The organism is Pseudomonadales bacterium (assembly GCA_024234165.1).
Lineage (GTDB): Bacteria > Pseudomonadota > Gammaproteobacteria > Pseudomonadales > UBA5518 > UBA5518.
This window is the reverse complement of sequence record JACKOP010000002.1, coordinates 116,271-140,411: the sequence shown is the minus strand read 5'-3', so window position 1 is coordinate 140,411 and position 24,141 is coordinate 116,271. Positions and strand designations below refer to the sequence as shown.

The 24,141-nt window shown below is 62.9% G+C and carries 17 protein-coding genes; 9 read left to right on the top strand and 8 right to left on the bottom strand.

The window, feature by feature from the left end; all coding sequences use genetic code 11:
* Window positions 1–13 precede the first annotated feature (13 nt).
* The 4 genes from H7A12_06365 (at window position 14) to H7A12_06350 (ending at window position 5,846) form a co-directional block, all read left to right on the top strand.
* Window positions 14–1,177: an aminopeptidase P family protein gene (locus H7A12_06365; protein ID MCP5320437.1), complete on the top strand. Its 1,164-nt coding sequence runs from the start codon at window positions 14–16 to the stop codon at window positions 1,175–1,177.
* 171 nt (window positions 1,178–1,348) lie between these two features.
* The gene (locus H7A12_06360; protein ID MCP5320436.1) at window positions 1,349–2,191 is read left to right on the top strand and encodes an FAD binding domain-containing protein; all 843 of its coding nucleotides are present in this window, start codon (window positions 1,349–1,351) and stop codon (window positions 2,189–2,191) included.
* The gene (locus H7A12_06355; GenBank protein ID MCP5320435.1) at window positions 2,184–2,672 is read left to right on the top strand and encodes a (2Fe-2S)-binding protein; all 489 of its coding nucleotides are present in this window, start codon (window positions 2,184–2,186) and stop codon (window positions 2,670–2,672) included. The genes H7A12_06360 and H7A12_06355 overlap by 8 nt, the downstream gene beginning before the upstream one ends.
* Before the next feature lie 3 nt (window positions 2,673–2,675).
* A complete protein-coding gene (locus tag H7A12_06350) occupies window positions 2,676–5,846 on the top strand; it encodes a molybdopterin-dependent oxidoreductase (GenBank protein ID MCP5320434.1) in 3,171 nt (1,056 codons plus the stop codon).
* A gap of 50 nt (window positions 5,847–5,896) precedes the next feature.
* On the opposite strand, the gene H7A12_06345 is transcribed toward H7A12_06350, so the two are convergent.
* The gene (locus tag H7A12_06345; GenBank protein MCP5320433.1) at window positions 5,897–6,826 is read right to left on the bottom strand and encodes a DMT family transporter; all 930 of its coding nucleotides are present in this window, start codon (window positions 6,824–6,826) and stop codon (window positions 5,897–5,899) included.
* Window positions 6,827–6,830: 4 nt separating this feature from the next.
* The gene (locus tag H7A12_06340) at window positions 6,831–8,540 is read right to left on the bottom strand and encodes a GMC family oxidoreductase N-terminal domain-containing protein (GenBank protein MCP5320432.1); all 1,710 of its coding nucleotides are present in this window, start codon (window positions 8,538–8,540) and stop codon (window positions 6,831–6,833) included.
* A gap of 694 nt (window positions 8,541–9,234) precedes the next feature.
* Here H7A12_06340 and H7A12_06335 point away from each other — a divergent pair.
* Window positions 9,235–9,810: a winged helix DNA-binding protein gene (locus tag H7A12_06335; GenBank protein ID MCP5320431.1), complete on the top strand. Its 576-nt coding sequence runs from the start codon at window positions 9,235–9,237 to the stop codon at window positions 9,808–9,810.
* Between the two features lie 16 nt (window positions 9,811–9,826).
* Here H7A12_06335 and fdhD read toward each other — a convergent pair whose 3' ends face one another.
* Genes fdhD through H7A12_06315 form a run of 4 tightly spaced genes read right to left on the bottom strand, consistent with a single transcriptional unit; the run spans window position 9,827 to window position 14,927 of the window.
* Window positions 9,827–10,774: a formate dehydrogenase accessory sulfurtransferase FdhD gene (gene fdhD / locus H7A12_06330; GenBank protein ID MCP5320430.1), complete on the bottom strand. Its 948-nt coding sequence runs from the start codon at window positions 10,772–10,774 to the stop codon at window positions 9,827–9,829.
* The gene (locus tag H7A12_06325) at window positions 10,771–11,667 is read right to left on the bottom strand and encodes a dimethyl sulfoxide reductase anchor subunit (GenBank protein ID MCP5320429.1); all 897 of its coding nucleotides are present in this window, start codon (window positions 11,665–11,667) and stop codon (window positions 10,771–10,773) included. Before H7A12_06325 ends, fdhD begins: the two co-directional genes overlap by 4 nt.
* 27 nt (window positions 11,668–11,694) lie before the next feature.
* The gene (locus tag H7A12_06320) at window positions 11,695–12,309 is read right to left on the bottom strand and encodes a 4Fe-4S dicluster domain-containing protein (protein ID MCP5320428.1); all 615 of its coding nucleotides are present in this window, start codon (window positions 12,307–12,309) and stop codon (window positions 11,695–11,697) included.
* Window positions 12,309–14,927 carry a molybdopterin-dependent oxidoreductase gene (locus H7A12_06315; GenBank protein MCP5320427.1) on the bottom strand — a complete coding sequence of 873 codons (2,619 nt, stop codon included), beginning with the start codon at window positions 14,925–14,927 and terminating at the stop codon, window positions 12,309–12,311. The genes H7A12_06320 and H7A12_06315 overlap by 1 nt, the downstream gene beginning before the upstream one ends.
* Window positions 14,928–15,170: 243 nt before the next feature.
* Between H7A12_06315 and H7A12_06310 the strand changes: the two genes are divergently transcribed.
* From H7A12_06310 to H7A12_06300, 3 genes are all read left to right on the top strand, one after another.
* Window positions 15,171–16,169, top strand: a complete 999-nt coding sequence (locus H7A12_06310) for an AAA family ATPase (GenBank protein MCP5320426.1) — start codon at window positions 15,171–15,173, stop codon at window positions 16,167–16,169.
* Complete coding sequence (locus H7A12_06305; GenBank protein MCP5320425.1) at window positions 16,166–18,043, top strand: cobaltochelatase subunit CobT; 1,878 nt, start codon at window positions 16,166–16,168, stop codon at window positions 18,041–18,043. The genes H7A12_06310 and H7A12_06305 overlap by 4 nt, the downstream gene beginning before the upstream one ends.
* A 67-nt stretch (window positions 18,044–18,110) precedes the next feature.
* Window positions 18,111–19,292 (top strand): acyl-CoA dehydrogenase, encoded by a 1,182-nt coding sequence (locus tag H7A12_06300; protein ID MCP5320424.1) that lies wholly within the window; start codon window positions 18,111–18,113, stop codon window positions 19,290–19,292.
* Window positions 19,293–19,400: 108 nt separating this feature from the next.
* Here H7A12_06300 and H7A12_06295 read toward each other — a convergent pair whose 3' ends face one another.
* Window positions 19,401–20,165 carry a sulfite exporter TauE/SafE family protein gene (locus H7A12_06295; GenBank protein ID MCP5320423.1) on the bottom strand — a complete coding sequence of 255 codons (765 nt, stop codon included), beginning with the start codon at window positions 20,163–20,165 and terminating at the stop codon, window positions 19,401–19,403.
* 122 nt (window positions 20,166–20,287) lie between these two features.
* On the opposite strand from H7A12_06295, the gene H7A12_06290 reads away from it, so the two are divergent.
* A complete protein-coding gene (locus tag H7A12_06290) occupies window positions 20,288–21,382 on the top strand; it encodes an AraC family transcriptional regulator ligand-binding domain-containing protein (protein ID MCP5320422.1) in 1,095 nt (364 codons plus the stop codon).
* Between the two features lie 27 nt (window positions 21,383–21,409).
* Here H7A12_06290 and H7A12_06285 read toward each other — a convergent pair whose 3' ends face one another.
* Window positions 21,410–24,094, bottom strand: a complete 2,685-nt coding sequence (locus H7A12_06285) for a TonB-dependent receptor (GenBank protein ID MCP5320421.1) — start codon at window positions 24,092–24,094, stop codon at window positions 21,410–21,412.
* Between the last annotated feature and the right edge of the window lie 47 nt (window positions 24,095–24,141).

Here is a 24,141-nt window from a genome sequence, read left to right as displayed (position 1 = left end):
ACGGAGATCAGTGATGAGCACTTTCACCAAGGCATTCCGACCCAGCCGGCAGGAGATCGATCGTCGCTACGGCAATGTCCGTGCGGCAATGGAGCGTGCCGGTCTGGATGCGCTGGTCGTCAGCGGCAGCGAATACACCGGCTTCGAGGGAGCGGTGCGTTATCTGTCGGGGTTCCACATCCTGCACCGGTACGCGTACGTGGTGATTGCGGCCGGGAAGGATCCGGTTGCGGTATTTCCACGTGAAGCAACCTGGGTCGGTGACCATGCGGAGTCGTTTCTCGGGCAGCGCGAGTTCCCGGGCCATTGTGGTGAGTGGATGGCGGGCTACCTGAAGGAACTCAAGGCGCGACGGGTCGGCATCTACGGCATGGAATACATCATGACGGTGCGCGACTACCGGGCGCTGGCTGCTGGTGGTTTCGATCTGGTGGATTTCGACGAGGCCTTCGACCACGCGCGTGCGCAGAAATCCGACGAGGAGATTGCGTCGGTGCGACACTCGATGGAGATCAACAAGCGCGGGGTGCTCGATGTGATCAGGGCCTACGCTCCCGGCAGGACCGAGGCCGAACTGATGGCCGTTGCAGAGCAAACCTTTGCTGCAGCCGGTTGCTCACGCAGCACGATGGACATGGTCCAGATGGGGCCTGCCGGTTCGCTGCGCCCGCAGATGGTCTTTCCGACCCGACGTGCGGTCAAGGCTTCGGACGGCATGCTGTACGGGCTCGAGATTGCGGGCGAGGGGGGGCACTGGGTGGAATACTCGCGCCCGCTGATGCCCGAGGGCATGGACGCGATCACGGCCGACATGATGGCGGCCCACCAGGAGTTCCACGCGCTGGTACGCGAACACATGAAGGCAGGTCGGACTGCCGAGGAAGTGTACCGGCTGTGCATGAAGCCGATCATGGAGCGGGGATACCGGTCCGGGCATGTCTGTGGCCATTCGATCGGCATGACGATGATCGAGCTGCCACGGATCGGAGAGGGATCCGAGTTCGTGTTGCCGGAGAACATGGTGTGTTCGATGCACCCGCACATCATGAACGAAGCACGTACGCATTCGCTGTATTTCCAGGAGACTTATCGCGTCACGGCGAACGGCGGTGAACCGTTGTCGGGAACGGCGATCGTTGCATACGATGGCAGCGAAACCGGGCTGCAGGTGCTGTAGGCAACAAGCGATTCGGGTGCTGCTTCAGTCTGAGTCAAGTGCTGGTGCGCCCAGATACAAGACAGGCGCACGCAAGCGGGCTAAGGTAAGCCGCAAATATCGATTAAAAGAGGGTTCCGCATGTACCCCGCACCTTTTGCATATTTCCGGCCGACTTCACTGGATGAGGCATTGAGGCTGCTGGCAGCCCATGGAGGTGCTGCAACCGTGATGGCAGGTGGTCAGAGCCTGATTCCGATGATGAAGCTGCGCGTGGGAGACGTGCGGCGAATCGTCGATATCGGTGAGCTGCACGGTATGTCCCATATAGAACGTCGTGGAGATACCGTACATATCGGTGCGCTGGCGCGCCATGCACAGGTGGCCGCGTCGCCGGTTGCCCGCGACTATCCACTGCTGCGCGACGTTGCGGGCGGAATCGCGGATCGTCAGGTCCGCACCATGGGTACCATCGGTGGCGGTCTTGCCATGGCCGACGCCAATGCGTGCTGGCCGTGCGGGCTGCGCACAGCCGGTGCGCGGGTCGTCTGCACCAGTCCGCGTGGTGTGCGTACGCTGACGGTGGATGATCTGATCGTCGATTCGTATACGACCTGTCTGGCAAACGACGAACTGATCACTGAAATCCAGATACCGGTACCTGGCGCGGGTAGCGGAGCTGCCTACATCGCCTGCAAGCGTTCTGCGCCTGCCTATCCGACGGTTGCGGCAGGCGTGTTGCTGCAGATGGACGGAGACGTCTGCCAGCGCGCGCGCATCGTGCTGGGGGGGGGTGGATCGACGACGGTGGTTTCCGAGGAGGCGGAGGCGGCGCTGCGCGGTACGCCAGCGAAGCCTGCAGACCTGGAAAAGGCTGCAGCGATCGTCGTTGCAGCAGCGTCTCCACCCGTCGATGCCAGAGGTTCGGAGAGTTTCAAGCGCGCAATGTTGCACTCGCTGGTCCTGGAGGCGGGGCAGCGGGCGCTGGCGCGTGCGCGTGGAGAGCAACCGGCGGGGGGACATCGCTATGCCTGAGACCATTCAGCCTGTGTTCGTCGAGGTGACCGTCAACGGCGGCAAGTATCAGCGCGAGGTCGAGCCGCGCCTGCTGCTGGTCGAACTCCTGCGTGAAGAACTTGGACTCACTGGCACGCACATCGGTTGTGACACCAGCTATTGCGGTGCCTGTACGGTGTTGCTCGATGGCCGGCCGGTGAAGTCGTGCACGGTGCTGGCGGTCCAGGCCGACGGGCGCAGCATCGAGACCGTCGAGGGACTCGAACAGGAAGGCAAGCTCCACCCGTTGCAGGAGGCTTTCTCGGAACACCATGGGCTGCAGTGCGGTTTCTGCACCCCCGGCATGCTGATGTCTGCCAAGTCGCTGCTTGCGGACAATCCGTCACCGACGCGCGATGAGATCAAGAAGGCGATCGCCGGCAACGTGTGTCGTTGCACGGGGTTCCAGAACATCTACGTCGCGGTCGATGCTGCGGCACAGAAGATGCGGGGGGGCTGAACGATGGATATGTCCTTCAAGGGTGATTTCGAAGTCGGCATGAAGCGTGACGAGACGTTTTCGTTGCTGGCAGACCCGCAGAAGTTCGTACCGGTGTTGCCGACCTTTCACAGCATGCAGATGAAGGAAGGCGATGCCAGGACCGCGGTGGTCAAGGTCAAGGTCGGCATCGGCAAGATCCACGGGATCGCGACCACCGAAATGAGCCTGACCGAATCCCAGGCGCCGGTGCGGGCCCAGTATGTGGGCAAGGGCAGCGTGATGGGCAGCGCCTACAACATGATCGTCGGATTCACGCTCGAGGATGCCGCCAGTGGTGGCACGCGTGTGAACTGGGAAGGCACTACCCAGATTCATGGCAAGATCCTGTCGATAGCCGGAGGCGGCATGCGAGGTTATGCGGAAAAGGAGATCCGCAAGGTGATCGACAGCCTGCAGGGTGCACTCGTCAGCGCCGAACATTTCGAGTCGGTGGTGGCAAGGGCGCGGGCCCAGGCTCCCGCACCCGCAGCGCCGACGGCACCAGCGGTTTCCGAAGGTCTGCTGGCCAGATTCATTGCTTGGTTGCAGCGGCTGCTTGGCGGTGGTCCTGCCGCACCGGCGCCGCAGGCGGGTGTGGCCGATGCCGCGGTTGTGACGCCGGCCTCGCCACCGGTCATGGAGAAACCGGCACCGCGCAAACTCGCGCCCGACCCGGTGCGCCCGATCCGCGATATCCAGACCAGTATCGAGGTCGATCGCGACAGCAAGGACGGTGACCGCTGGGTGGGACAGCATCTGCGACGCAAGGAAGACAAGCGTCTGGTGCGCGGGCATGGTCTGTTCCTCGATGATTACCATGCTCCGGGAATGCTCTACATGGGCCTGGTGCGTTCTCCGTACGCACACGCGCGGATCCAGCGCATCGACGTCTCGGCAGCGACGGAGTTGCCGGGTGTGCACTGTGTTCTGACCGGAGCCGAAATCGCACAGCAGGTCACCCCGTTCATGCAAATCGGTGCCGAACCCGGTTGCCTGGTCGACGACTACGGTATTGCGACCGATACCGTCCGCTATTGTGGCGAACCGGTTGCGATGGTCGTTGCCGAGTCGATGCGTCTGGTCGAGGATGCCATCGGTCTGGTCGAGGTCGAATACGATGTACTGCCGGTGGTGGTGCAGTCAGAAGACGCCTTGCGTGACGACCCGATACTGCACGCAAAAGTCGGTAGTAACGTGATTTTCCGTGACACGTGGAATCATGGCGACGTCGAGGCAGCGTTCCGCGATGCAGCGCACGTGGTGCGTATAAAGCGCATGCATTTCCATCGTTTCTCGAGTACTCCGATCGAAACTGCAGGAGCCATTGCCGAGTGGTCGCGGCGGGGTGATATCGACATGGTATCGAACGTCGGTCTGCCCGGAATCGGTGCGCAGATGCTGTCGGCCTATCTGGGGGTCGGTACCGAGCAGATCCGCATGCGCAGCCACGATATTGGCGGAAATTTCGGTACCAAGACGGTAACCCATACCTATATGGGACTCGCTGCAGTGGCTTCGCGTGCGGTCGGCGGGGCTACGGTCAAGTTCGTCGAAACTCGCAGCGACAACCTGGCCTCGTTCCATGGCGGTGAACGCACGTTCCTCGATACCGAAGTGGCTCTCGATGCAAACGGTGTGATCACCGGGCTGCGTTCACGCCACCTCGACGACTGCGGGGCGTACACGCGTTACGAGCCGCTTGGATGTGCGATCTGGGCGCAGGTGTACCCTGCCACCTATCGCCTGCGCAACATCAACATCGAGTTCACCCAGGTGGTATCGAACAAGGCACCGTGTACTCCCAACCGGGGTTACTCGCGAATGCAGCACCTGTGGTTCATGGAGCGCGTGATCGATATCTGTGCCCATGAGCTGGGGATTCCAGCTGACGAGATGCGTCTGCGCAACTACATTCGTCCGGACGAATTCCCGTATACGACGCCAAACGGCAATATCTACGATTCGGGCAATTACCCGCGCATGCTCGAGGAAGCGAAGAAGCTGATCGATTACGGCGCCTGGCGTGAGAAGCAGGCTGCTGCGCGTGCCGAAGGACGCCTGATCGGCATCGGCATCGGAACCACACTCGACTCCGGAGCGAACAACTTCGGGCAGTTGCTGCTGGTCAACCCGAACGGGGTCTTTTCCGGCAACAACGAGGGTGCGCGGGTGAGACTCGGACTCGATGGTTCCGTCGTGGTCACGCTCGGTTCGGTGCCCCAGGGGCAGGGCCATGAGACTACGGCGGCACAGGTCGTCGCGGACGTGCTGAATATCGGTCCGGACATGGTGACGGTGCGCAGCGGTTTCGACAGCAACTGGAACAGCTACGCGGGCCTGTCAGGCACGATCGCAAGCCAGTTCGTGGTGACCGGCCTGTCTGCGGTGCACGGTGCAACCCAGCGCCTCGCCGAACAGATGCGCAGACTTGCTTCTCATGAATTGAAGGCCCCGGAGGACCAGCTCGAATTCGGTGTCGGCAGCATGGGCCCACAGCTCTCGGTCAAGGGCGATCCCGAGCGCTTCATCAACTACTGGCGGTTGTCGAACCTGGCCAACAGCAATACGGCTGCGGTTCCCGAAGCGTTGCGTGACATCGATCTGAACGTCTTCTACGTGTACAAGCCACCGTTCGAACTGCCGGATGTGAAGAGGAAATACGGCAACCAGACCCTGACCTATTCGGCGCAAACCCATATCGCCGTGATCGAGGTCGACACGCGGACGTGGAAGCCGCAGATACTCGACTATGCGGTGATCGACGACTGTGGTCACCGGATCAACCCGAAAATCGTCGAAGGGCAGGTTCACGGAGCTACCTGTCACGGTATTGGAGCGGCAATGCAGGAGGCGTTCCAGTTCGACCATGAGGGGAACCTGATCACATCGACGTTCACCGATTACACACCGATGACCTCGCTCAACATGCCGGATCTGAAGTGTGGCGCCATCGTGACGCCGTCACCGTTTGTCTATAACGGCGCCAAGGGATGCGGCGAGGGTGGCGGTGCTCCGCTGCATGCGGTCGCGGCGGCCGTGCAGGATGCGCTGTTCGAGCGCGACGTGATCGTCACCGAGTCGCACAGTTCGGCTTCGATACTGATGGGCTACGGCAGGAATCGCAGTCAGATGGTTTCGCATACCACGCACTGATCCATGCCACGTGTCTGCGGTGGTTCCGGCAACGGAACCGCCGTCGGGCATCAGCGCATGACGAGGAAGACTCCGCTCGCGATCATCACCATTCCGCTCAGATGCCAGAGCTCGAAGCTTTCACCAAGGAAGCTGACGGCCAGCAACACGCCGAATACCGGCACCAGGTTTATGAAGATGCTGGCCCGGTTGGCGCCCACGAGTCGATTGCCGGTATTCCACAGCAGCATGGCAGCGCACGACACCAGCAGCGCGATCGACACGATCGCGCCGATGCTGGTCGAGGTGACTGGTACCGGCTTGTACAACAGGGATTCGAGTACGTAGAACGGAAGCAGCAGTACGGAACCGGCAACGACCATCGGAAACAGCGCACGCGCTGCCGACAGTCGCATCGGGATGCGCACGAAGCGTATCGCATAACCGGCAAGACCGAACATGGCGAGCAGAGCCAGAAGGTCACCGGCCTGGAAATCGAGCCCGACCAGTGTTGCCCAACTGCCGCGGGCAACCATCACCACGACACCAGCAAAGGCAATGAGGATGCCGATCGCCTGTGTGCCGCTGACAGGCACACGATAGACCAGCCGCGAGAGCAGCACGGTCAATACAGGCTGGGTGGCGTTGATCAGTGCCGTGTTGGTCGCCGACGTAAAGTTGAGCGCAATCATTATCAGCGTGGTGGCGCCGACCACCAGTGCTCCTGTCAGCACGAACGCCCGCCATTCGGCCCGGTAGACGCTCAGTGTCTCACGCCAGCCGATCAGCACCACTGGCAGCAGCGCCAATGCGGCGATGACCCAGCGCCAGAATGACAGTCCGATCGGCGGGACGTGTTCGTGAACACCACGACCGATCACGTGGTTCAGTGCGAGAAAAAAGGTACTCACACCGAGCAGCAGATACGCCTGGCGCCGTTCCGCCGGCGATGGGTTCGGCGGCGAAACCGCTGCTGTTGACTCCTGCCGGGCTGAGGACATCGGTTCAACTCCGTGGTGCGATATCGCCCCAGTTGTCCAAGAGATGCTGCATGCTGCGCGCAGTGAGCGCGTGGATCGTGAACGTGGGATTCACGCCGCCGCTGGTAGGAAACAGGCTGGAGCCGGTGATCACCAGGTTCGGTAACTCATGGCATTGACCCCAGCCGTTCGTCACCGAGGCTGCAGGATCGGTGCCCATCACGGTTCCGCCCATGTTGTGCATCGGTCCGATGTTTCCGGCCCAGGCTTCGAGTGCACCGGCTGCTTCCATGATGCGCAGGCCCTGCGTGCGCGCGGAGTCCCACAGTGCGACGGATTCAGTCGCGCATTCATGTTCGACCTGTGCCAGCGGTACTCCCCAGCCATCGTTGCGCTCGAGCAGTGTGACGCGGTTTTCAGGTCGTGGCAGGTCTTCAGCGACGGCGGTAATGACTCCACACCCGCGTGCCGCACGGCGCATGAAATCATCGAGTTTCGTTCCGTGCAGATCGGGGCGATTCAGGGCGATACCGAGCAGGTCATTCGGTTTGAGCGCGTTGCCGATGATCCACTGCCACGAACCGAAGGCATCACCCGGGTGGGTCTTGACGTAGCCGTCCTGGTTCAGCAATTGACCGCCGGTGGTGCCCATATGGCAGTAGGTGTCTTCATCCCATAACCCGAAGACCTGGCAGGCGAGGTGGGCCATGATGCTGCGTCCGACCTGGCCGCTGCCGTTTGCAAGCCCGCGGGGTGAACGGCTGCGCGAAGCCAGCAGCAGGCGCGAGTTCTGTATCGTGGATGCGGCCAGGACGACGATCGACGCGCTGGCGGCGTGCGTGCTGCCTCCCGTGTTGCGCCATTGAACGCCGGTCACCCGGCTGCCCGTGGCGTCGGTCGTGATTTCGGTTACGGTCGCATCGTGCAGCAGGCGTGCACCTGCACGCAGCGCACGCGGCAGGTAGGTCACCAGCGGGTTGGCAAGCGCCCCCGTAGGACACCCGGCGTCACACCAGCCATCCCAGATACAGGCCTGACGGTCCGTGCCGTTGCGCGTACGCACAGCCAGTGGCAACGGTGCAGTCTGCATGCCCAGTCGCGTGAAGCCGCCGGCGATCAGCTCGGCGTGGCGGAATACGGGTACCGGCGCCTGGTTGTATGGTTTGCCGTCCGGACGCCAGCTTTCACGCGTATGGTCGCCGGCGATGCCGACTTCGTCCTGGATCAGGTCGTACCACGGCCGCAATTCCGTGTAGCTCAGTGGCCAGTCGACCCCGCGTCCGTGATCGCGGGCCATCGAAAAATCGCTCGGATGCAGGCGTGGCCACACCGCGTAGTGATGCAGCGCGGCCCCACCGGTTCCCCAGCCGACATTGAAATTGTGTCCGATCGGATGCCGCCCACGCTCGATGACTGGCGCGCCACCCCACTTCAGGCGTCGCGCCCACAGTTGGCTGCTGGTCAGGTCGCGCAGCGAGCGAGCAGGGCCTGATTCGAGTATCAGCACCGAGCGACCCGCTTCGGCAAGTCGTGATGCTGCCAGGCAGCCGGCTGCGCCCGAGCCGATGACGATGGCGTCGAAGCGCTCGATGTTGCTCACCAGTCGTGTTCCGGTTCGATATGCGCCATGTACGGTATGCCGAGGCGTGCGAAGCCAGCGCGCGTTCCGTATCCCACATCGACGGCATCCGAGCGCAGCACGAAATGGACGAATGCTGCGGGTGCGCCATGCCATGGAGCGGGGTTGCCATCTGCCAGATCCTGCATCAGGTGCTCGCGTGCGCCTGCATCCAGTCGGGAGACAGTGTCCCCGTACCGGGCGCGCGCCCACGCATCCACTGCCTGCAGAGCAGGTACATAAAAGTCCCGGTACGGTGGCTCGATGCCGAGATAGCGTGCGATCAGCAAGGACTGCTCGGGTGGGCAGGCGAGCTGGGTGTCCAGGTACGATGCAAAGCCTGCGGCAGCAACGCCGGGTACGAGTGCATCGCCGATCGCATCGGCAACTGCCAGCAAGGCGACATCGAGTACCGGATTGTGGCTGGCAGCCCGGCTTGCGTGTGTTGTCGCTATCCGCCCTGCGCACGCGACCAGCGTACTGCCGGCTGCCACGCCAAGTGCACTCGCCTGCACGAAGCTGCGACGATTCAGTGTCATGTCGTTCTTCTTGTTGTCGTTTGTGGATACCCGACGTCGCGGATCGCGAACAGTCCGTACGCTGCTGCTGCCCGGATTGCACAACGTGTCCGCATCATATCGCCGAAGGCGTTTTGCGTCACGTTGACGGCGTGCCGCAGGATTCGACGCCGTGCTGCCGAACCGGCTGCCGATGACGTACACTTGCGAGCGCTGGTTGCCCGCTGCGTGGTGGATCCGGCTCCCGATGCGCCATGGGGGCGCCATCGTGAACATCGGCGGTACATGGTGTCATGCACGACTCCTTTCCACCTTTCGATCGGCGCTGGCATCTCGGGAAGAACGACGAGGAGCTTGCGATTGCCGATTTCGAGTATGCGCTGCTGCGCTGCGTCGAAAGTTTCAACACATGGCAACAGGAGTGTCTTGCCGCGGCTTCGGGTCACAAGATGAGTGCGACCGACAACGTCGTGTTGCACGTCACCCGGATGAACGAGCGCCCCAAGACGGTCACCGAACTGGCGCGGTTGATGAACCGTGACGATCTGTCGAACATCAAGTATTCGATTCGCAAGCTGCTCGATGCAGGGCTGCTCGAAAAGGTCACGGAAAGCGGCAGGCGCAAGGGTACGCGCTATCGGATCACACCCGAGGGCAATGTGCTCACCGAACGTTTTGCCGAGTTGCGGCGCCAGCAGTTGATCCCGTCGATCGGGTCGATCACCGGTATCCGCCAACGCCTGGAAGCCACCGCCGGCACGTTGAACCTGGTTGGTGGCATATACGAACAGGCCGCGCGGATGATTGCGTTTCATCGTGGTCCTCTGGAGGAGGACGAGGGTGCCGAAGACGATGAACTTGCGGACTGACGCTGGTCGCGCTGCTTCAGGGCATGGGTGCCTGCACTGCACGTGTGATGTTGCAGATCCGGTGCGGGTGAGTGTAGAGGGTTGCACGATCGTTGCGTACGAAGCCGCACAGGGTGATGCCGAAATGCTGCGCAATCTCGATGGCGAGTGAGGTTGGCGCTCCGATCGCGGCGATCATCTCGAAGCCGGCACGAATCGCCTTGGCGACCATCTCCAGGCTCAAGCGGCTCGATAGCAGTACGCCGCAGCGCTCGAAGCTTCCGCCTTCCAGCAGCACACGTCCGATCACCTTGTCGAGTGCGTTGTGGCGTCCCAGGTCTTCGGCAACCGCCAGAATCTGACCACCCTGGTTGAAGATCGCGGCCGCATGCGCACCACCGGTCAGGGAAAATACCTGCTGATGTTCCTGCATGCCGGCCATCAGCGGGGCGAGGCGTGTGGCGCCGAAGCGCATGCGATCGGGAACCGGTGTCAGGCCGTAGGCATTGTTCTCGACTATGTCGCGGCTGCCACAGATGCCACAGCTGCTGGTCAGCAGCACGTTGCGCCGCCGTGTCACGACGCGCGTGGGGTCTGCCAGCGTCATGCGCACCACGCCGGGGGTGTCTGCGCACACCGCCATGCTGAGCACGTCGTGCAGCGATTCGATGATCCCTTCGGTGAAAGCAAAGCCTGCAGCCAGCGCGAGACGCTCGGCATGGCCTGCTTCTCCCATCACGCCGTCACTGCGTGTGTAACCGGCTGCGCCTGATGTGGGCCCGGTCGGAGTCCACATCAGCGTGTAGGTGCCGATATCCGCGATGTCGATCGTGAGGGTGTCTTCCTCGACGACATGACCGCTGGTGTCCGTGAATACGACATCCGGGCCTGACATCTCGATCGACGGCACCGTTGCAACGCCGCTGATGCGTTGCAAGCCGTGCAGTTCGATGTCGTTCAATGCGAGTCCCATATCGTCTTTCATTGCGCTCCGACACGGGGTTTGAAGCTCATGATCGGCTCGTAGACGGCTGCCTTGAACACGAGTACGCGGAACGTGTAGAAACCGATCAGTGCGCCTGCCGCAGCGAGCAATACCGTCAGGAATGCTGACCCGGCAAGCCACAGCAGCAGCGCCGGTGCCACGACGCCGGCAGCAACCACCAGACCAAGGAACTCGCGGGCGTATATCGTCTTCAGCAGCAGTTCTGCCGATAGCCGTGCACCCGGGGAGCCGTTGTGGGCGCCGTGGAGCAGGGCAAGCAGCATGATGGCGTCGGCCAGCAGCAGCAACAGTGCAGCATCGTGCAGGCCTGCCGCCGCGGCATCCCCCAGAGTTCCGCTGCCCAGCAACAGCACCAGCAGCGTGCCGCCCGTGGTCGCGTAAAGCAGGCTGGCGATCGGCATGATCGCCGAACTCCACAGTGCGAGTGCGGTGGAGTGCGACATGGCGAAGCCCTGGTAGGTGCACACGACCAGGGCGGCGACCGCAGCGACCAGTCCGATCAGCGCACCAAGCGCAGCCGGCAGCGGGTTGCCGAAAGCGACGTCAAGCATGTGAATGAAGCCTGCGCCGATGAACAGCACGATCGACACCAGCCCGCGGCTGATCCAGGAGCGGTCGGGGCGCACGATCGCACGCCATGATCTGCGTGGCACACCCATGTGCGTGAGATGGAACCAGGTCTTGCCGACACCGGTCAGCAGCAGGCCGAGCAGCATGCCGGGCACGAAGTTGTACAGCAGCGATACGAAGAAGGTTCCGCCGCCCAGTTCGCCGCAGAAGAACGCGTTTGCCATCGGGGTGTCCCAGTGGCGCTGGAAGCGGTAACCGACACGGAAGCTGTCGCCGACCATCTGCGAGGTAGTGTTGTTCATCGTCTGTCCTCCACGGCAGTTGCGCGCTCAGTTCACGTAGTAGACCTTCGGGCGAGTGTTCTTTTCAGGCAACGGCGGCTGGCCCCCGCGCTCGCGGATCAGCACGCTCGGCTTGCTGTTCGGATCGTCCAGATCGCCGAAGATGCGGGCATCGGTGGGGCAGGTGACCACGCATGCCGGATCCAGTCCGTGATCCACGCGTCCGCTGCAGAAGTCGCACTTCGTCACCGTGCCCGGAGTCCAGCGGCCATAGCCGCTTTCCTCGAACGGCGTCAGCGTACCGTCGCCGAACAGCCCTTCGTCGAACTTCTTCTGCTCGAGCTTGGTGCGTTGGTCGTACGGACACGCGACGGCGCAACTGCCGCAGCCGATGCACTTGTCCTGGTCGACCATCACGATGCCGTCCGCACGCGTCCACGTTGCGCCGCTGGGACACACCTTCTCGCAGGGTGCGTCCTCGCAGTGGTTGCACAGCGTCGGGATGTAGACGCGGTTCACCGCCGGATACACGCCGTACTCCTCACTCAGCGTGCGGGTGAAGAACACGCCGTCAGGCAGCGTGTTCTCCTGCTTGCAGGCGACTACGCAGGCGTTGCAGCCGATACAGCGCTTGATGTCGAAGACCATTCCCATCCTGGCCATCAGAGTGCTCCCTTTCCTTTTGCAACATCGTCCACGACGTCGTAGACGGACTTGCCGAGCTTCAATTCTTCCGGCCAGTCGTCGAGGCGCGTGATTTTCAGGCGCGTTGCCGTGTCCGGTTGCCCGGTCACTGCGTCGGTGTGACGCAGGTTGTACGGCAACAGGTCGTTGAAGTGTCCGCCCGCGTGACGCACGTTGCGGTGCGTGTTGCGCACGCGCGACAGCGAGTTCGATACCGCGAGCGTGTCCGGATGCATCGCTTCCGTGGTACCGAGCCGGCCGTAGATGCATCCGTAGGGCGATTCGACTTTCAGGATATCGCCAGCCTTCAGCCCCTTTTTCGCTGCGGTCTGCGTGTTCAGCAGCAGCGCCGTGTGGACCGGATCACGGTAGACGATGTCCTTGATCCACGGGTTGGTCAGGCTCTCGCCGAAGTTGATCTGGATATCCTTGAAGAAGATACCGTACAGGTCGTACTCCGGCGGTTCGTCGGTATGGATCGGGTCGAGGAGCGCAGTCGGCAGCGGCGAATAGTCGTCCCACTGCCAGTCGTGGCGGTACGGAACGTCGAGTTCCTCCATTTTGGCCTTCAGCTTGTCGCGCTGCACCAGCATGTCCTCGATGTAGAACAGCAGTCGCATGCCTTGCCATGGCCGGTACCACTTGTCCGGACGACGTTCGGTGACGGAGTGACCGTGTTCGATGTACCAGTCCAGATCCTTGCCGTTCCACAGCAACCCCTTGCGCCGGGCGATCTCCTTGTCCGTGTATTTCTTGTCGCGTTCGAGCATCAGGTTCGGGCTGTGGTCGAAGCCGCAGATCATGTTCACCATGTCGTTGTAGGATTCGAGCACGCCCAGACGTTCGGACAGTTCGTAGAAGATGTCCTCTTCGCTCTTCACGTCGTAGAGCGGTTCGGTTGCCGGTTGACGCAGGCACATGCCTTCGGTGTGCGGTGGCTCGATCATGGTCATGTTCCATGATTCGAGGGCGTCGGTCGTCGGCAGGATCACGTCCGCGAAATCAGTGGTTTCGGTCGGGATGATGTCGATCGCCACGACGAAACGCATCGACTTCATGAACTCGAACCACTTGGTACGCGGCCCCTGCATCGCCCACAGCGGATTCGAGTGGCACACCACCATCACGTCGGGGTCGAACTCGATGCCGTATTTCTGCTTGTTCAGGAACACTTCGAGATTCAGGTGCGGGGGATGCACGCCGACCGGGAAATGGCTGAACAGGTGGAATTCGTTCGACGGGTAGGAAAACGGAGGCACGTGTCCGAGCTGGTGCGGGATGCCTTCGATCTGGCCATTTTCGCCCGGGACGATATGGTTGAAGTCTTCCCACTTGTCGTCCAGGGTGACGCCGATGTGTCCCCCGGGAGTGTCGATCGAACCGATCAGGAAATTGACCATCTTGTAGGCGTGGTTCGCCTGCATGCCCATCTTGCGGCCCTGCGCGCCGCGATAGTAGTTGTACGCGGCAGGGCGAAACGGCAGCGTGCGTCCGTCGATCTCGATGGTGGCGCCGATCTGCGCCGCCTTCGCGAGCTCGCGCGCGATGCGCCGGGTGGTCGCGGCCGGTATCGTCGTGATGCGCTCGACCTGCTCGGGTTTGCAGTCGGCGTCGAGGATGTCACGGAAGCGCTGGAACGCCGGCTTGCAGCTCTTGCCCTCGACGGTATAGCTGCCCTCGAGGGCAAAATCGCGGATGCTCGGGTCATCCCAGAGCTTGGCGCGATTGTCGATCGCGTCCCATACGTAGATCTTGCCTTCGGCGTTGCGCACGAAGTAACCGTCTTCACCGGCCAGGTACGGTGCGTTCGTATCCTTCTTCAGGAATTCGTAGTCGCACAACCCCGCCTCGATCAGAACCTGGCAGAGCCCCAGTGCGAAATGGCGGTCGGTCGCGGGGCGGATCGGAATCCACTCCTGCGATTTGGCGCCGCTGATCGACAGACGTGGCTCGACGGTGACCATCCGCATGCCGCGTTCCATGCGCGCCTTGGCCACCCAGTTGGATTGGGCTGCGGCGTGAAGGTGTGAGGAAAAGCCGTCGCCGGTGCCGTTGTTGATCCAGTAATTGCAATGCTTGGCGTCGTTGGCTGCAGCGAAGGTCGAGTGGATGTACCCGTTGGCCGGATGATACGCACCGCCACACATCGTGCCGTTCGAGTTGAAGCAGTTGTTGTTGCCGAACGACAACCCCCAGATCCACGTATTCATCTTCTGGAAGTCTTCGATCGAACAGATCAGCTTGCGCGGATCCTGATCGATCGACTTCTTCAGCTCGCTTGCCACGATCGAGAACGCTTCTTCCCAGCTGATCGGCACCCAGCCCGGGTCGATGCCGACGCCCTTGACCGGGTTGGTGCGCTTGAGTGGCTGTTTGAAGCGGTTCGGGTCGTAATGGCGCAAGATCGCCGAGTTGCCCTTCGGGCACAGCTTGCCATTGTTCGACGGGTTGCTCGGGTCACCTTCGATCTTGTTGACGATGCCGTCGTCGGTGATATGGATGCGCGAGGTGCACGAGTGCAGGCACATCTTGCAGGTCGATTTGATCCACCTGCCCGGCTTGATGGAATTGTGCACCGGCTTTGTTGCAGCGGTCATCGGTGTGCCCTCCAGGGTCGTTGAGTCGAGCGGTCGGAGCTCACGCGCACGGTGCGCACACGATCAGCCCGGGCTCGCCGCAGGAGCTGGACCGGATGATCGGCAGTGGAGTGGGAGTCACGCATGTGAGCAGTTTAATCTTTAAATTTGCCAATATCTCTATCATAATGTTCTCATGAGTGCAAGCATGACGCCCGTGACGGAACCGGGCGTCGCGGGGTGGACAAGAACAACATGGTTGAAATGAACCGACTGGCCGATGGCGTCGACAGTGCACGTTTGCCGGACTGCGACATCGCGGTACGCGAGGTGTTCGGAATCGACACCGATCTGCGTGTCCCGGCGTTTTCCACGGCGACCGAACACGTGCCTGCGCTGGACCCTGCGTATCGCTTCGATCGCGACACGACCCTTGCGATCCTGGCGGGCTTTGCGTTCAACCGTCGCGTACTGGTGCAGGGCTATCACGGTACCGGCAAGACGACGCATATCGAGCAGGTTGCAGCACGACTCAACTGGTCCTGTCTGAGGATCAATCTCGATAGTCATGTCAGTCGTATCGATCTCATTGGTCGCGATGCGATCGTACTGCGCGATGGGCGCCAGGTCACGGAGTTCCGTGAAGGCCTGCTGCCGTGGGCGATCCAGACCGCAACGGCACTGGTATTCGACGAATACGATGCGGGGCGCCCGGACGTCATGTTCGTGATCCAGCGGGTGCTCGAACTCGAAGGGCGCTTCACGCTGCTCGACCAGAACCGCGTGATCGTCCCGCATCCGGCGTTCCGTCTGTTTGCGACCGCAAACACACTCGGCTTCGGTGATCCCACCGGGCTCTACCATGGCACTCAGCCGCTGAACCAGGGTCAGATGGATCGCTGGAATATCGTGACCAATCTGAATTACCTGTCGGCAGTTCACGAAGGCGAAATCCTGCGTGCGCGAGTCCCTGCGTACGACACCGAACAGGGCCGTGCGACGCTGGATGCGATGGTGCGCGTAGCCGACCTGACGCGCGCAGGCTTCGTGTGCGGTGATCTGTCAACGGTGATGTCGCCACGCACCGTCATTACGTGGGCGCAGAATGCCGCGATTTTCGGTGACGTGGCGTTTGCGTTCCGGATCTCGTTTCTGAACCGGTGTGACATTCTCGAACGTCCGATAGTCGCCGAGTATTACCAGCGCTGTTTTGGTGAGGAGCTGGCGGAATCCGTCGTCGCAGCGAAGGTGAATCGGCAATGAACGCGCAACGGTCCGCCGCTGCACGCCCGGTTGAGCTCAAGCGCGTGCTGAGCGCTGCAGGGCGGGCGCTGGCCGCGCGCGGGGCTGGTCCGTTTGGCTGGGAGGAGCTGCTCGACTCGCCGGCACCGACCACGCGCAAGGTGGGGCGTGCATGCGGGGATGACGAGTTGAGCAGCGCTGAAATCCGGGTGTTGCGCGGTCGCGTCGATGCGCAGGCGTTGCATGTGCGCCACCACGACCCTCATCAGGGCGATGTCATGTCGACTGCCGGCGAGGTCGTGGCCACGCTGCTCGCTGCGCTGGAGGAAGTGCGCGTGCAGGCGCTTGGGGCACGCGTGATGCCGGGGGTTGCAGACAATCTGCGCGAGTTGCTGCAACGGCAGTGCACGGAGCGCGGCTATCACACGATACAGCATCGCCGCGAGGTGCCGCTGCTCGATGCCTTGGCGTTTCACGTGCGCGCAATCGTTGCGCCGCAAACACTGCCTCCTGCAGCGATGCGCGTGCTGTCCGCCTGGGCCGACATTCTGGAGCCACTGACCTGCCGGCTGCGTGAGCGACTCGTGGCCGAGCTCGACGAGCAGGAGCTGTTCGCCGCGACCTGCGCGGCCATGATCGCCGGGTTGGGGCATATCGAAGGGGACTCGATCGTTCCGGTCGTGCGCCGGCCGCTGCACAGCCCCGCGCTGCAGGCCGAAGATCTGGCTCCCAGTGAAGCACAGCGCGAGAGTCTGAGCGCGAGTGTTCCGTTTGCCGGCAACCAGGGCCTGGCGGCGGTATCGGTTGAACGGCGTACGCCGACGCGCAGGGTGCGTACCGAACTCGACCAGGGTGGTGTGTCGGATGGTCGTGCGGATTTCGCCACGATTGCCGGCAGCGATGCCGCCGGATATCGCGTCTTCGATGCCACCTGCGATGTGGTGCGGGATGCGCTCGAGTTGCGCCCCGCAGAGGAACTCGCGCGCTTGCGTGCCCGGCTCGACGAGCTGGTGGTGCAACATTCGCATCTGGTCGCGCGGCTGGCAAATCGTCTGCGCCGGAGCCTCCTCGCACTGGAGAGGCAGGACTGGACACGCGATCTCGACGAAGGGGGACTGGATACCAGCCGGTTGGCACGTGCGGTGGCCGATCCCGCCTTTCCGCTGTCCTATCGGCAGCAGCGTGATGTGCACACGCGCGATACGGTGGTGTCGGTGTTGATCGACAATTCGGGGTCGATGGCCGGAACGCCGATCGAGACAGCGGCGGTGTGCGCCGACATACTTGCGCGCACACTGGAGCGCTGCGGTGTGCGCAGTGAGATTCTGGGTTTCACGACTGCGGCCTGGAAGGGAGGACAGGTGCGTGAACGCTGGGTTGCGGCTGGCCGCCCGCCGCACCCGGGACGACTGAACGAACTGCTGCACATCGTGTACAAGTCGGCTGAAACGAGCTGGCGACGGGCGCGTGACGGTCTCGGACTGATGCTCGATGCGTCGCTGCTGAAGGAAAACATCGATGGAGAGGCTGTGCTCTGGGCGCATCAGCGTCTGTTGGCGCGACCCGAGCGCCGGCGCATCCTGATCGTGGTGTCGGACGGCGAGCCGGCCGACGAGACGAGCAGGGACGCCAACGGCGCGGCGTATCTGGAGCGTCATCTGCGCCGGGTGATCGCTGCCATCGAGAGTCGGTCTCCGGTGCATCTGTGTGCAATCGGGGTGGGGCACGATGTGACGCGTCATTACCGTCGGAGTTTGACGATCGACGGCCCGGGGCAACTCGGTGATGCCCTGGCAGGGCAACTGGCGCGTGTGCTTGGCGAAGATGGTGGCAATACGGCGGATGGCAGGAGTGTGGCACAGGCGCGTTGGCGCGCGGGGCACTGGCAGGAATGAGCAACGGTGGTGTCGCTCGAACTGTGGCACCACGCAATCAGATCGCAACACGAGAGGACAGGCGACTATGGCGACTTCGGACTGGGGCAGTTTCGATTGGGAAGATCCGTTCCGTATCGGGGAGCAACTCGACGAGGAAGAAAGGCTGGTGATGCAGACTGCGCGCGATTATGCGCGTGACCGGCTCGAGCCGAGGATTCGGGAGGCGTATCGCAACGAGGGCACGGATCCGGCGATCTTTCGCGAGATGGGCGAGCTGGGTCTGCTGGGTGCGACGCTGCACGGTTACGGCTGTCCTGGCGTGAGCTACACGAGTTATGGCCTGATCGCGCGCGAGATCGAACGCATCGATTCCGGCTACCGATCGATGTTCAGCGTGCAGTCGAGTCTGGTGATGTACCCGATCTACACGTACGGGACCGAGGCGCAACGCGAGAAGTACCTGCCGGGACTGGCGCGCGGTGAGCTGATCGGCTGCTTCGGGCTGACCGAGCCGGATTTCGGTTCCGATCCGGGCGGGTTGATCACGCGCGCGCGCAAGGTCGACGGTGGTTATGTGCTGAGCGGTGCCAAGATGTGGATCAGCAACGCGCCGATCGCGGACGTGTTCGTGGTGTGGGCGAAGTGCGATGACGGACGGATCCGCGGCTTCGTGCTCGAGAAGGGGATGAAGGGTCTGAGTGCGCCGAAGATCGAGGGCAAGCTCAGCCTGCGCGCGTCGATCACGGGTCAGATCGTGATGGAAGACGTCGAGGTCGGGGAGGGGCAGTTGCTGCCCGGCGTCGAGGGGCTGAAGGGGCCTTTCGGCTGCCTGAACAGTGCGCGTTTCGGCATTGCGTGGGGTGCGCTCGGTGCGGCCGAGGCGTGCTGGCACGCGGCGCGCAGCTACACGCTCGAGCGCAAGCAGTTCAAGCGGCCGCTGGCGGCGAATCAGTTGATCCAGAAGAAGCTGGCCGACATGCAGACGGAAATCTCGCTCGGTCTGCTCGGTTGCCTGCAGGCGGCGCGACTGAAGGAGCGCGGGCAGCTTGCGCCGGAGCTGATCTCGCTGCTGAAGCGCAATTCCTGCGGCAAGGCGCTCGATGTGGCGCGCATGGCGCGCGACATGCATGGTGGCAACGGGATCTCGGACGAATACCCGGTGTTCCGGCACATGGTGAATCTGGAGACCGTGAACACCTACGAGGGCACACACGATGTGCACGCGTTGATTCTCGGTCGTGCACAGACGGGGATCGCGGCGTTCTGAGTGGACGGGGCGCGCAAGCGCCTTTCACCGGCAGGCGGGAGCGCCGTCCGCGCAGTTTTTGCCGCGGACGGTGCTCGCGTACGGGCGTTCAGGACCGTCGCGGGATGCTCAGTGCCACATGGCCGCAATGCTGGCGCACAGAGTCATCAGGAACAGAAACCATTTCAGCGTCTGCTGGCGAACCCGGATCGCAAGGTGCACGCCGTGGGTGGCACCAAGCATCGTGCTCGCGCCGAGGGCCAGCCCCGGCAGCCAGGCCACGAGCCCGTTGCCGATGAACACCAGCAGTGCGACCAGCGTGAACGCGCCGGTGCACAACATCTTCAACGCATTGCTGCGGACGAGGTCGTAGCGCAACGTGCCGGCGAGCGCGGCGATCAGCACGAAACCCACGCCCGCCTGCACGAAGCCACCGTAGACACCGGTGGCGAACAGCGCGATCCAGGCGCCGGGCCGTCCACGCAGCGGCAGTGGTTCTGTTCCCTCGGGTGGCGCCACGGTTGCCGGTCGCACCAGGATCAGCAGCGACATGCCGACCATCGTGGTGAGCAGCAGCGGTTTCAGGAGCGCGACGGGCACCGCCGTCGCCACGATCGCACCGACGAGACCACCCAGCAGCGTAGGCAGCAACACGGCGCCGGCGTCGTGCCATGCAAGCTTTCCGTAGCGGTGAAAGCCGCGCACACCCGCAACGGACTGCAGCAGCACTCCGACGCGGTTGGTTGCGTTCGCCACGTCGGCCGGCAGGCCCAGAACCATCAGCGCGGGCAGCGTCAGGTTCGAGCCGCCGCCCGCGAGTGTGTTGATCACGCCGGCGACGTAGCCGGTCGCGAGCAGCAGGAGCAGGGCGGGGAGTGAAATCTCGGCCATCATCGGCTCCGTTGCGTGCGGCGCGTAGCCTAGCCCGCGTGCTTGAGAAAAAGGAAGGCCTGGTTTTCAATGAGCCTCCATCTGGAAACGACGAGGCGTGCGTGACGCCGAACAGGAGCACAGCGGTGGAACCCGAGGCGGCTGGCGTACCGGCCGCGAAGTTTCTGCGGCTGTTCGATTACCTGGACGAGCAGGGCATCGACAGTACCACCGTTGCGGCGGCAATCGGACTCGATCGGGTGGCGATCACCGCTGCGCCAGCCAGCGATGGCTTGCCGCGCCTTCACTACGCGCGGCTCTACAACGAGACCGTACGGCGTCTGCAGTCGAGCGAACCTGGCCTGCCGTGGGGTGCCGGAATCGGCGGCAAGCCGTTTCGGCTGATGGCCTTCTGTATCGTTTCCTGTCGCACGCTTGGCGAGGCGCTGGCGCGGGCGGCGGACTTCGAAAGTGTGGTATCGCCGCAGCTCAAGGGCGATCGCATCACGCTCGAGCAGCATGGCGAGCTGGTACGCCTGGTGTATCAGTACCGGCTGCTCGATGCGCAGCATCGTTTCGTGCCGCGTGCGATGCAGGGGACGATCTGGCCACTGGTGGTCGGGCGTGGTTCGGGGTTGACGGTCTGGCACGCATTCTGTGGCTGGCTGATCGGGCGTTCGCTGGATCTGCATGCGGTCGGCGTTGGGGTGCCGGCGCTGGGCGAGCGTTACCGCGAGAAACTGGAACGGCAGTTCGATTGCCCGGTGACAGCGGTGGAAGGCAATTCGTTCCTCGAGTTTTCCGCCCGCATGCTGGAGCATCGTCTGGTGCACGATGCCACTTCACTGGAAGACATGTTGCGCAACGGGCCTTATCAGTTGATGCAGATGGACTGCAAACCGCCGAGTACCAGCGCTGCGATACGCTCGCTGCTCGGCAACAAGTTTGCCGACGGAGTGCCGGGCTTCGAGCAGATCGCCGCACGCCTCGGGATGTCGCCGTCGAGTTTGCGCCGCCGGCTCATGAACGAACGTACCAGTTATCAACGCCTGAAGGATGAGTGCCGTCGCGACGAGGCGATCCATTTGCTGGAGAGCAGCGATTCCAGCATCGCCGCGATCGGCGAGCGGCTGGGGTTTACCGAGGCAAGTTCGTTCATCCGCTCCTTTCGTGGCTGGACCGGCACCACGCCGAGCGGTTTCCGTAATCAAATGAAAGAGGGCCCCGCAGGGCCCTCATGAGCAGCAACGGCGTTGCGCCGCTGTCGATCAGAACTCCCAGGTGACGTCCAGCCCGTAGGTGCGTGGTTCGCCGTACTGTGCGAGGACCGGACCCAAGGAGCCGAAGTTCATGCCGTAGCTGTTGTACTCCCGGTCGAACACGTTGCGTGCCCAGAGTGAGGCGCGCAGGCTGCTGCCGTTCGAGAACTCGACGTTTTCCATGCCCAGACGCAGGTTCACCAGCACCCGGTCCTTCAGCACGACCTGGTCGTAGATGACCGGAGCGATGTTCCCGGTGCGCGACCCGATTTCGTAGCTTCCGGTCCACAATGCCGCCGCGTAGGTCTTCTCCTGCCAGAACACCTCCACGTGCGCCATGAAGTCCGCCCAGTCGGTGCTGGCGAAGACCCAATCGGTGACCAGCGTGATCTGGTTGTCCGGAGACTGCGGCCGTTCTGCCACATTCTTCGTGGTGAGGCATTTTTCCTGCGATCCTCCCTTGCCGTAGATCCCGGAGCCGCACAGTTCAGGGTACTTCTCGAAGTCACCGCTCATGTGCGCCCAGGACGCCGAGACCAGCAGGTTGTCGGTCGGAGACCACTGAACCTCGATCTCCGATCCCCACCGGTCCGCTTCGCCGGCGTTGGTGATGAACGAGGTCAGTCTGCCGTCGGGTGTTGCCTGGATCTGGCTTACCTGCATGTCCTGCATGTTGAACATGAACAACGCGGCATTCACCCGCAGCGTGCCGGGTACCACGTCCGATTTCACGCCGACTTCCCACTGCTTGATCGTCTCTTCCTTGAACGGTGCCACCGGGACATTGGGCACATAGACTTCACCGTTGTAGCCACCGCTGCGATAGCCGCTGGCCAGGCGCAGGTAGGCGTTGGTGTCGTCGCTGAACTGATACGCCAGCGTCAGCGAACCGCTGCTGTTGCTGAACGTCTTGCTGTGCTTCTCGCCGTAGTTAGCCGACGGCAGCAGCGTGCTGCTGTAGGCCGGGTTCACGGTGCCATACGGAGTGAACACCCCGTTGTCCTGCAGGTAGCGATACGTGATGCCCTTCTTTTCACCCGTGTAGCGGTAGCCCACCGTGACTGCCAGGCGATCGTCGAGGATATCGGGCGTGTACGTGAACTGCGAATAGAGGGCCTTCGCCTTGGTTTCGTTCGAGTAGGCAGTCGACTGCAGTCCGCCAACCGGTGCTGCCGCATTGCGGATGTTGTCGAATTTGCCGTCGTCGTCGAAGTAGTACAGGCCAACCGCGTACTGCAGCCGCTCGGTGGATCCGACCATCTGCAGTTCCTGCGAGAACTGCTTGTAGTCGAAGGCCGCGTCCTGGACGTAGCCGCCGCCACCGAGCTGCGGATAGACGTTCGTCCACAGGTCGTTGAGCGAGGCACGCATCACGGCCGCATACGCAGGCAGCGACTGGGCAGCGTACATGCCATACATCGCCGCAAGCGCCGTGTCGTTCACCGCACCCAGGTTGTTGATGCCGTCGAGATCGCCGATGTTGCGCACCTCGACCTTGCGTTGTCCGGTGATCGACTTGAATTCGACGTCGCCGAGCGCCCCGAGATCCTCGAAGGCCCAGGTCAGCGTGAGGCTGTGTCCCTTGGCGTCGTTATCGGTGTTGGTGCGTGCGTCGGACGCACTGCGGCCCGGACGTTTGCCGATCCCGTTGTACGCGAGCGCCTGCTCGTACCTGGTGAGCAAGGTCTGTGCATTGCCGAGCCAGCGCACGAAGGTCGGATCGGATGCGGCAGCAGCCGTCAGGGCGTTCGGGGTGGGTCCGAGCGCATTCTGGCCTTGCTGCACGAAGCCTTTGAGCCGAGCGATACGGTCGACCGGGGAAAACGTACCATTCGGATTGGCCGTCAGCCCGGCCGGAGTCACACCGACGACCGACAGCATCGGGTTCGACTCGTCGAGCTTGCTGCGATCGTGGGCATAATCGACCATGAAGTTGTCGGTTGGCTCCCAGCGCAGCGCCAGCCGGTAGGCCTGGCGATCCAGGCTGTCGAAGTCCTTCTGGACCGAGGTTGCGTTCGTCTGGAAACCGTCGCGCTCGCGGGTCTGGGCGCCGAGCGATGCCTTCAGTGTGCCCAGGCCCTCGCCCTCGGTGCCGAGCGTCGGGGTATCGAGCGTCGCCCGCAGCCCCCACAGGCCTTCGTTGCCGACCGTGCCGGTGACCTTGCCGCCGAATTCACCGGTTGGCTTGCGGGTGATGAAGTTGACCGCACCACCGGTGGCGTTGCGTCCGTACAGCGTGCCTTGCGGTCCGCGCAGTACCTCGACGCGCTCCAGTTCGGCCACGTCGGTTGCAGCGCCCACCATCTTGCCGATGATCACGCCGTCGATATACACGGCAGTCGAGGTGTCGACCGAGAGGTTCGACGGCGAGCCGCCACTGACACCGCGCATCGCGATCGACATCGAACCCTTGCCTCCGGGCGGTTCGAAACCGCCGACGTTCGGCATGGTCGCGAGCAGGTCGCGCGGGTTCTGTACGCCACGGCGCTCGATGTCGGTGGCGCTGAGGCTGGAGATCGAGATCGGTACCGCCTGCAGGTTTTCCTCGCGCTTCTGCGCGGTGACGACCATTTCCTCGATACCGAGACTGGTGACGTTCTGTTGCTGGGCGCCGGCGGGTACGCCGATCAGCAGGGCGCTTGCGCCCACGATGCCTGCGAACAGGGCCTTCCGTTGGTGTGTTCTCTGGCTCATTCCAAGTGTTCTCCGTTGTGCTCTGGGGCAGGATGCCTCGTGCAGTT

Bases quoted from the DNA above. Each gene is read 5' to 3' on its own strand.
- H7A12_06335 (MCP5320431.1), top strand. From the start codon at position 9,235: ATGCACGACTCCTTTCCACCTTTCGATCGGCGCTGGCATCTCGGGAAG.
- H7A12_06325 (MCP5320429.1), bottom strand. From the start codon at position 11,667: ATGAACAACACTACCTCGCAGATGGTCGGCGACAGCTTCCGTGTCGGT.
- H7A12_06320 (MCP5320428.1), bottom strand. From the start codon at position 12,309: ATGGCCAGGATGGGAATGGTCTTCGACATCAAGCGCTGTATCGGCTGC.
- H7A12_06315 (MCP5320427.1), bottom strand. From the start codon at position 14,927: ATGACCGCTGCAACAAAGCCGGTGCACAATTCCATCAAGCCGGGCAGG.
- H7A12_06300 (MCP5320424.1), top strand. From the start codon at position 18,111: ATGGCGACTTCGGACTGGGGCAGTTTCGATTGGGAAGATCCGTTCCGT.
- H7A12_06310 (MCP5320426.1), top strand. From the start codon at position 15,171: ATGAACCGACTGGCCGATGGCGTCGACAGTGCACGTTTGCCGGACTGC.
- H7A12_06295 (MCP5320423.1), bottom strand. From the start codon at position 20,165: ATGATGGCCGAGATTTCACTCCCCGCCCTGCTCCTGCTGCTCGCGACC.
- H7A12_06365 (MCP5320437.1), top strand. From the start codon at position 14: ATGAGCACTTTCACCAAGGCATTCCGACCCAGCCGGCAGGAGATCGAT.
- H7A12_06285 (MCP5320421.1), bottom strand. From the start codon at position 24,094: ATGAGCCAGAGAACACACCAACGGAAGGCCCTGTTCGCAGGCATCGTG.
- H7A12_06345 (MCP5320433.1), bottom strand. From the start codon at position 6,826: ATGTCCTCAGCCCGGCAGGAGTCAACAGCAGCGGTTTCGCCGCCGAAC.
- fdhD (MCP5320430.1), bottom strand. From the start codon at position 10,774: ATGAAAGACGATATGGGACTCGCATTGAACGACATCGAACTGCACGGC.
- H7A12_06350 (MCP5320434.1), top strand. From the start codon at position 2,676: ATGGATATGTCCTTCAAGGGTGATTTCGAAGTCGGCATGAAGCGTGAC.
- H7A12_06355 (MCP5320435.1), top strand. From the start codon at position 2,184: ATGCCTGAGACCATTCAGCCTGTGTTCGTCGAGGTGACCGTCAACGGC.
- H7A12_06305 (MCP5320425.1), top strand. From the start codon at position 16,166: ATGAACGCGCAACGGTCCGCCGCTGCACGCCCGGTTGAGCTCAAGCGC.
- H7A12_06340 (MCP5320432.1), bottom strand. From the start codon at position 8,540: ATGGCATGGCGCACCCGCAGCATTCGTCCATTTCGTGCTGCGCTCGGA.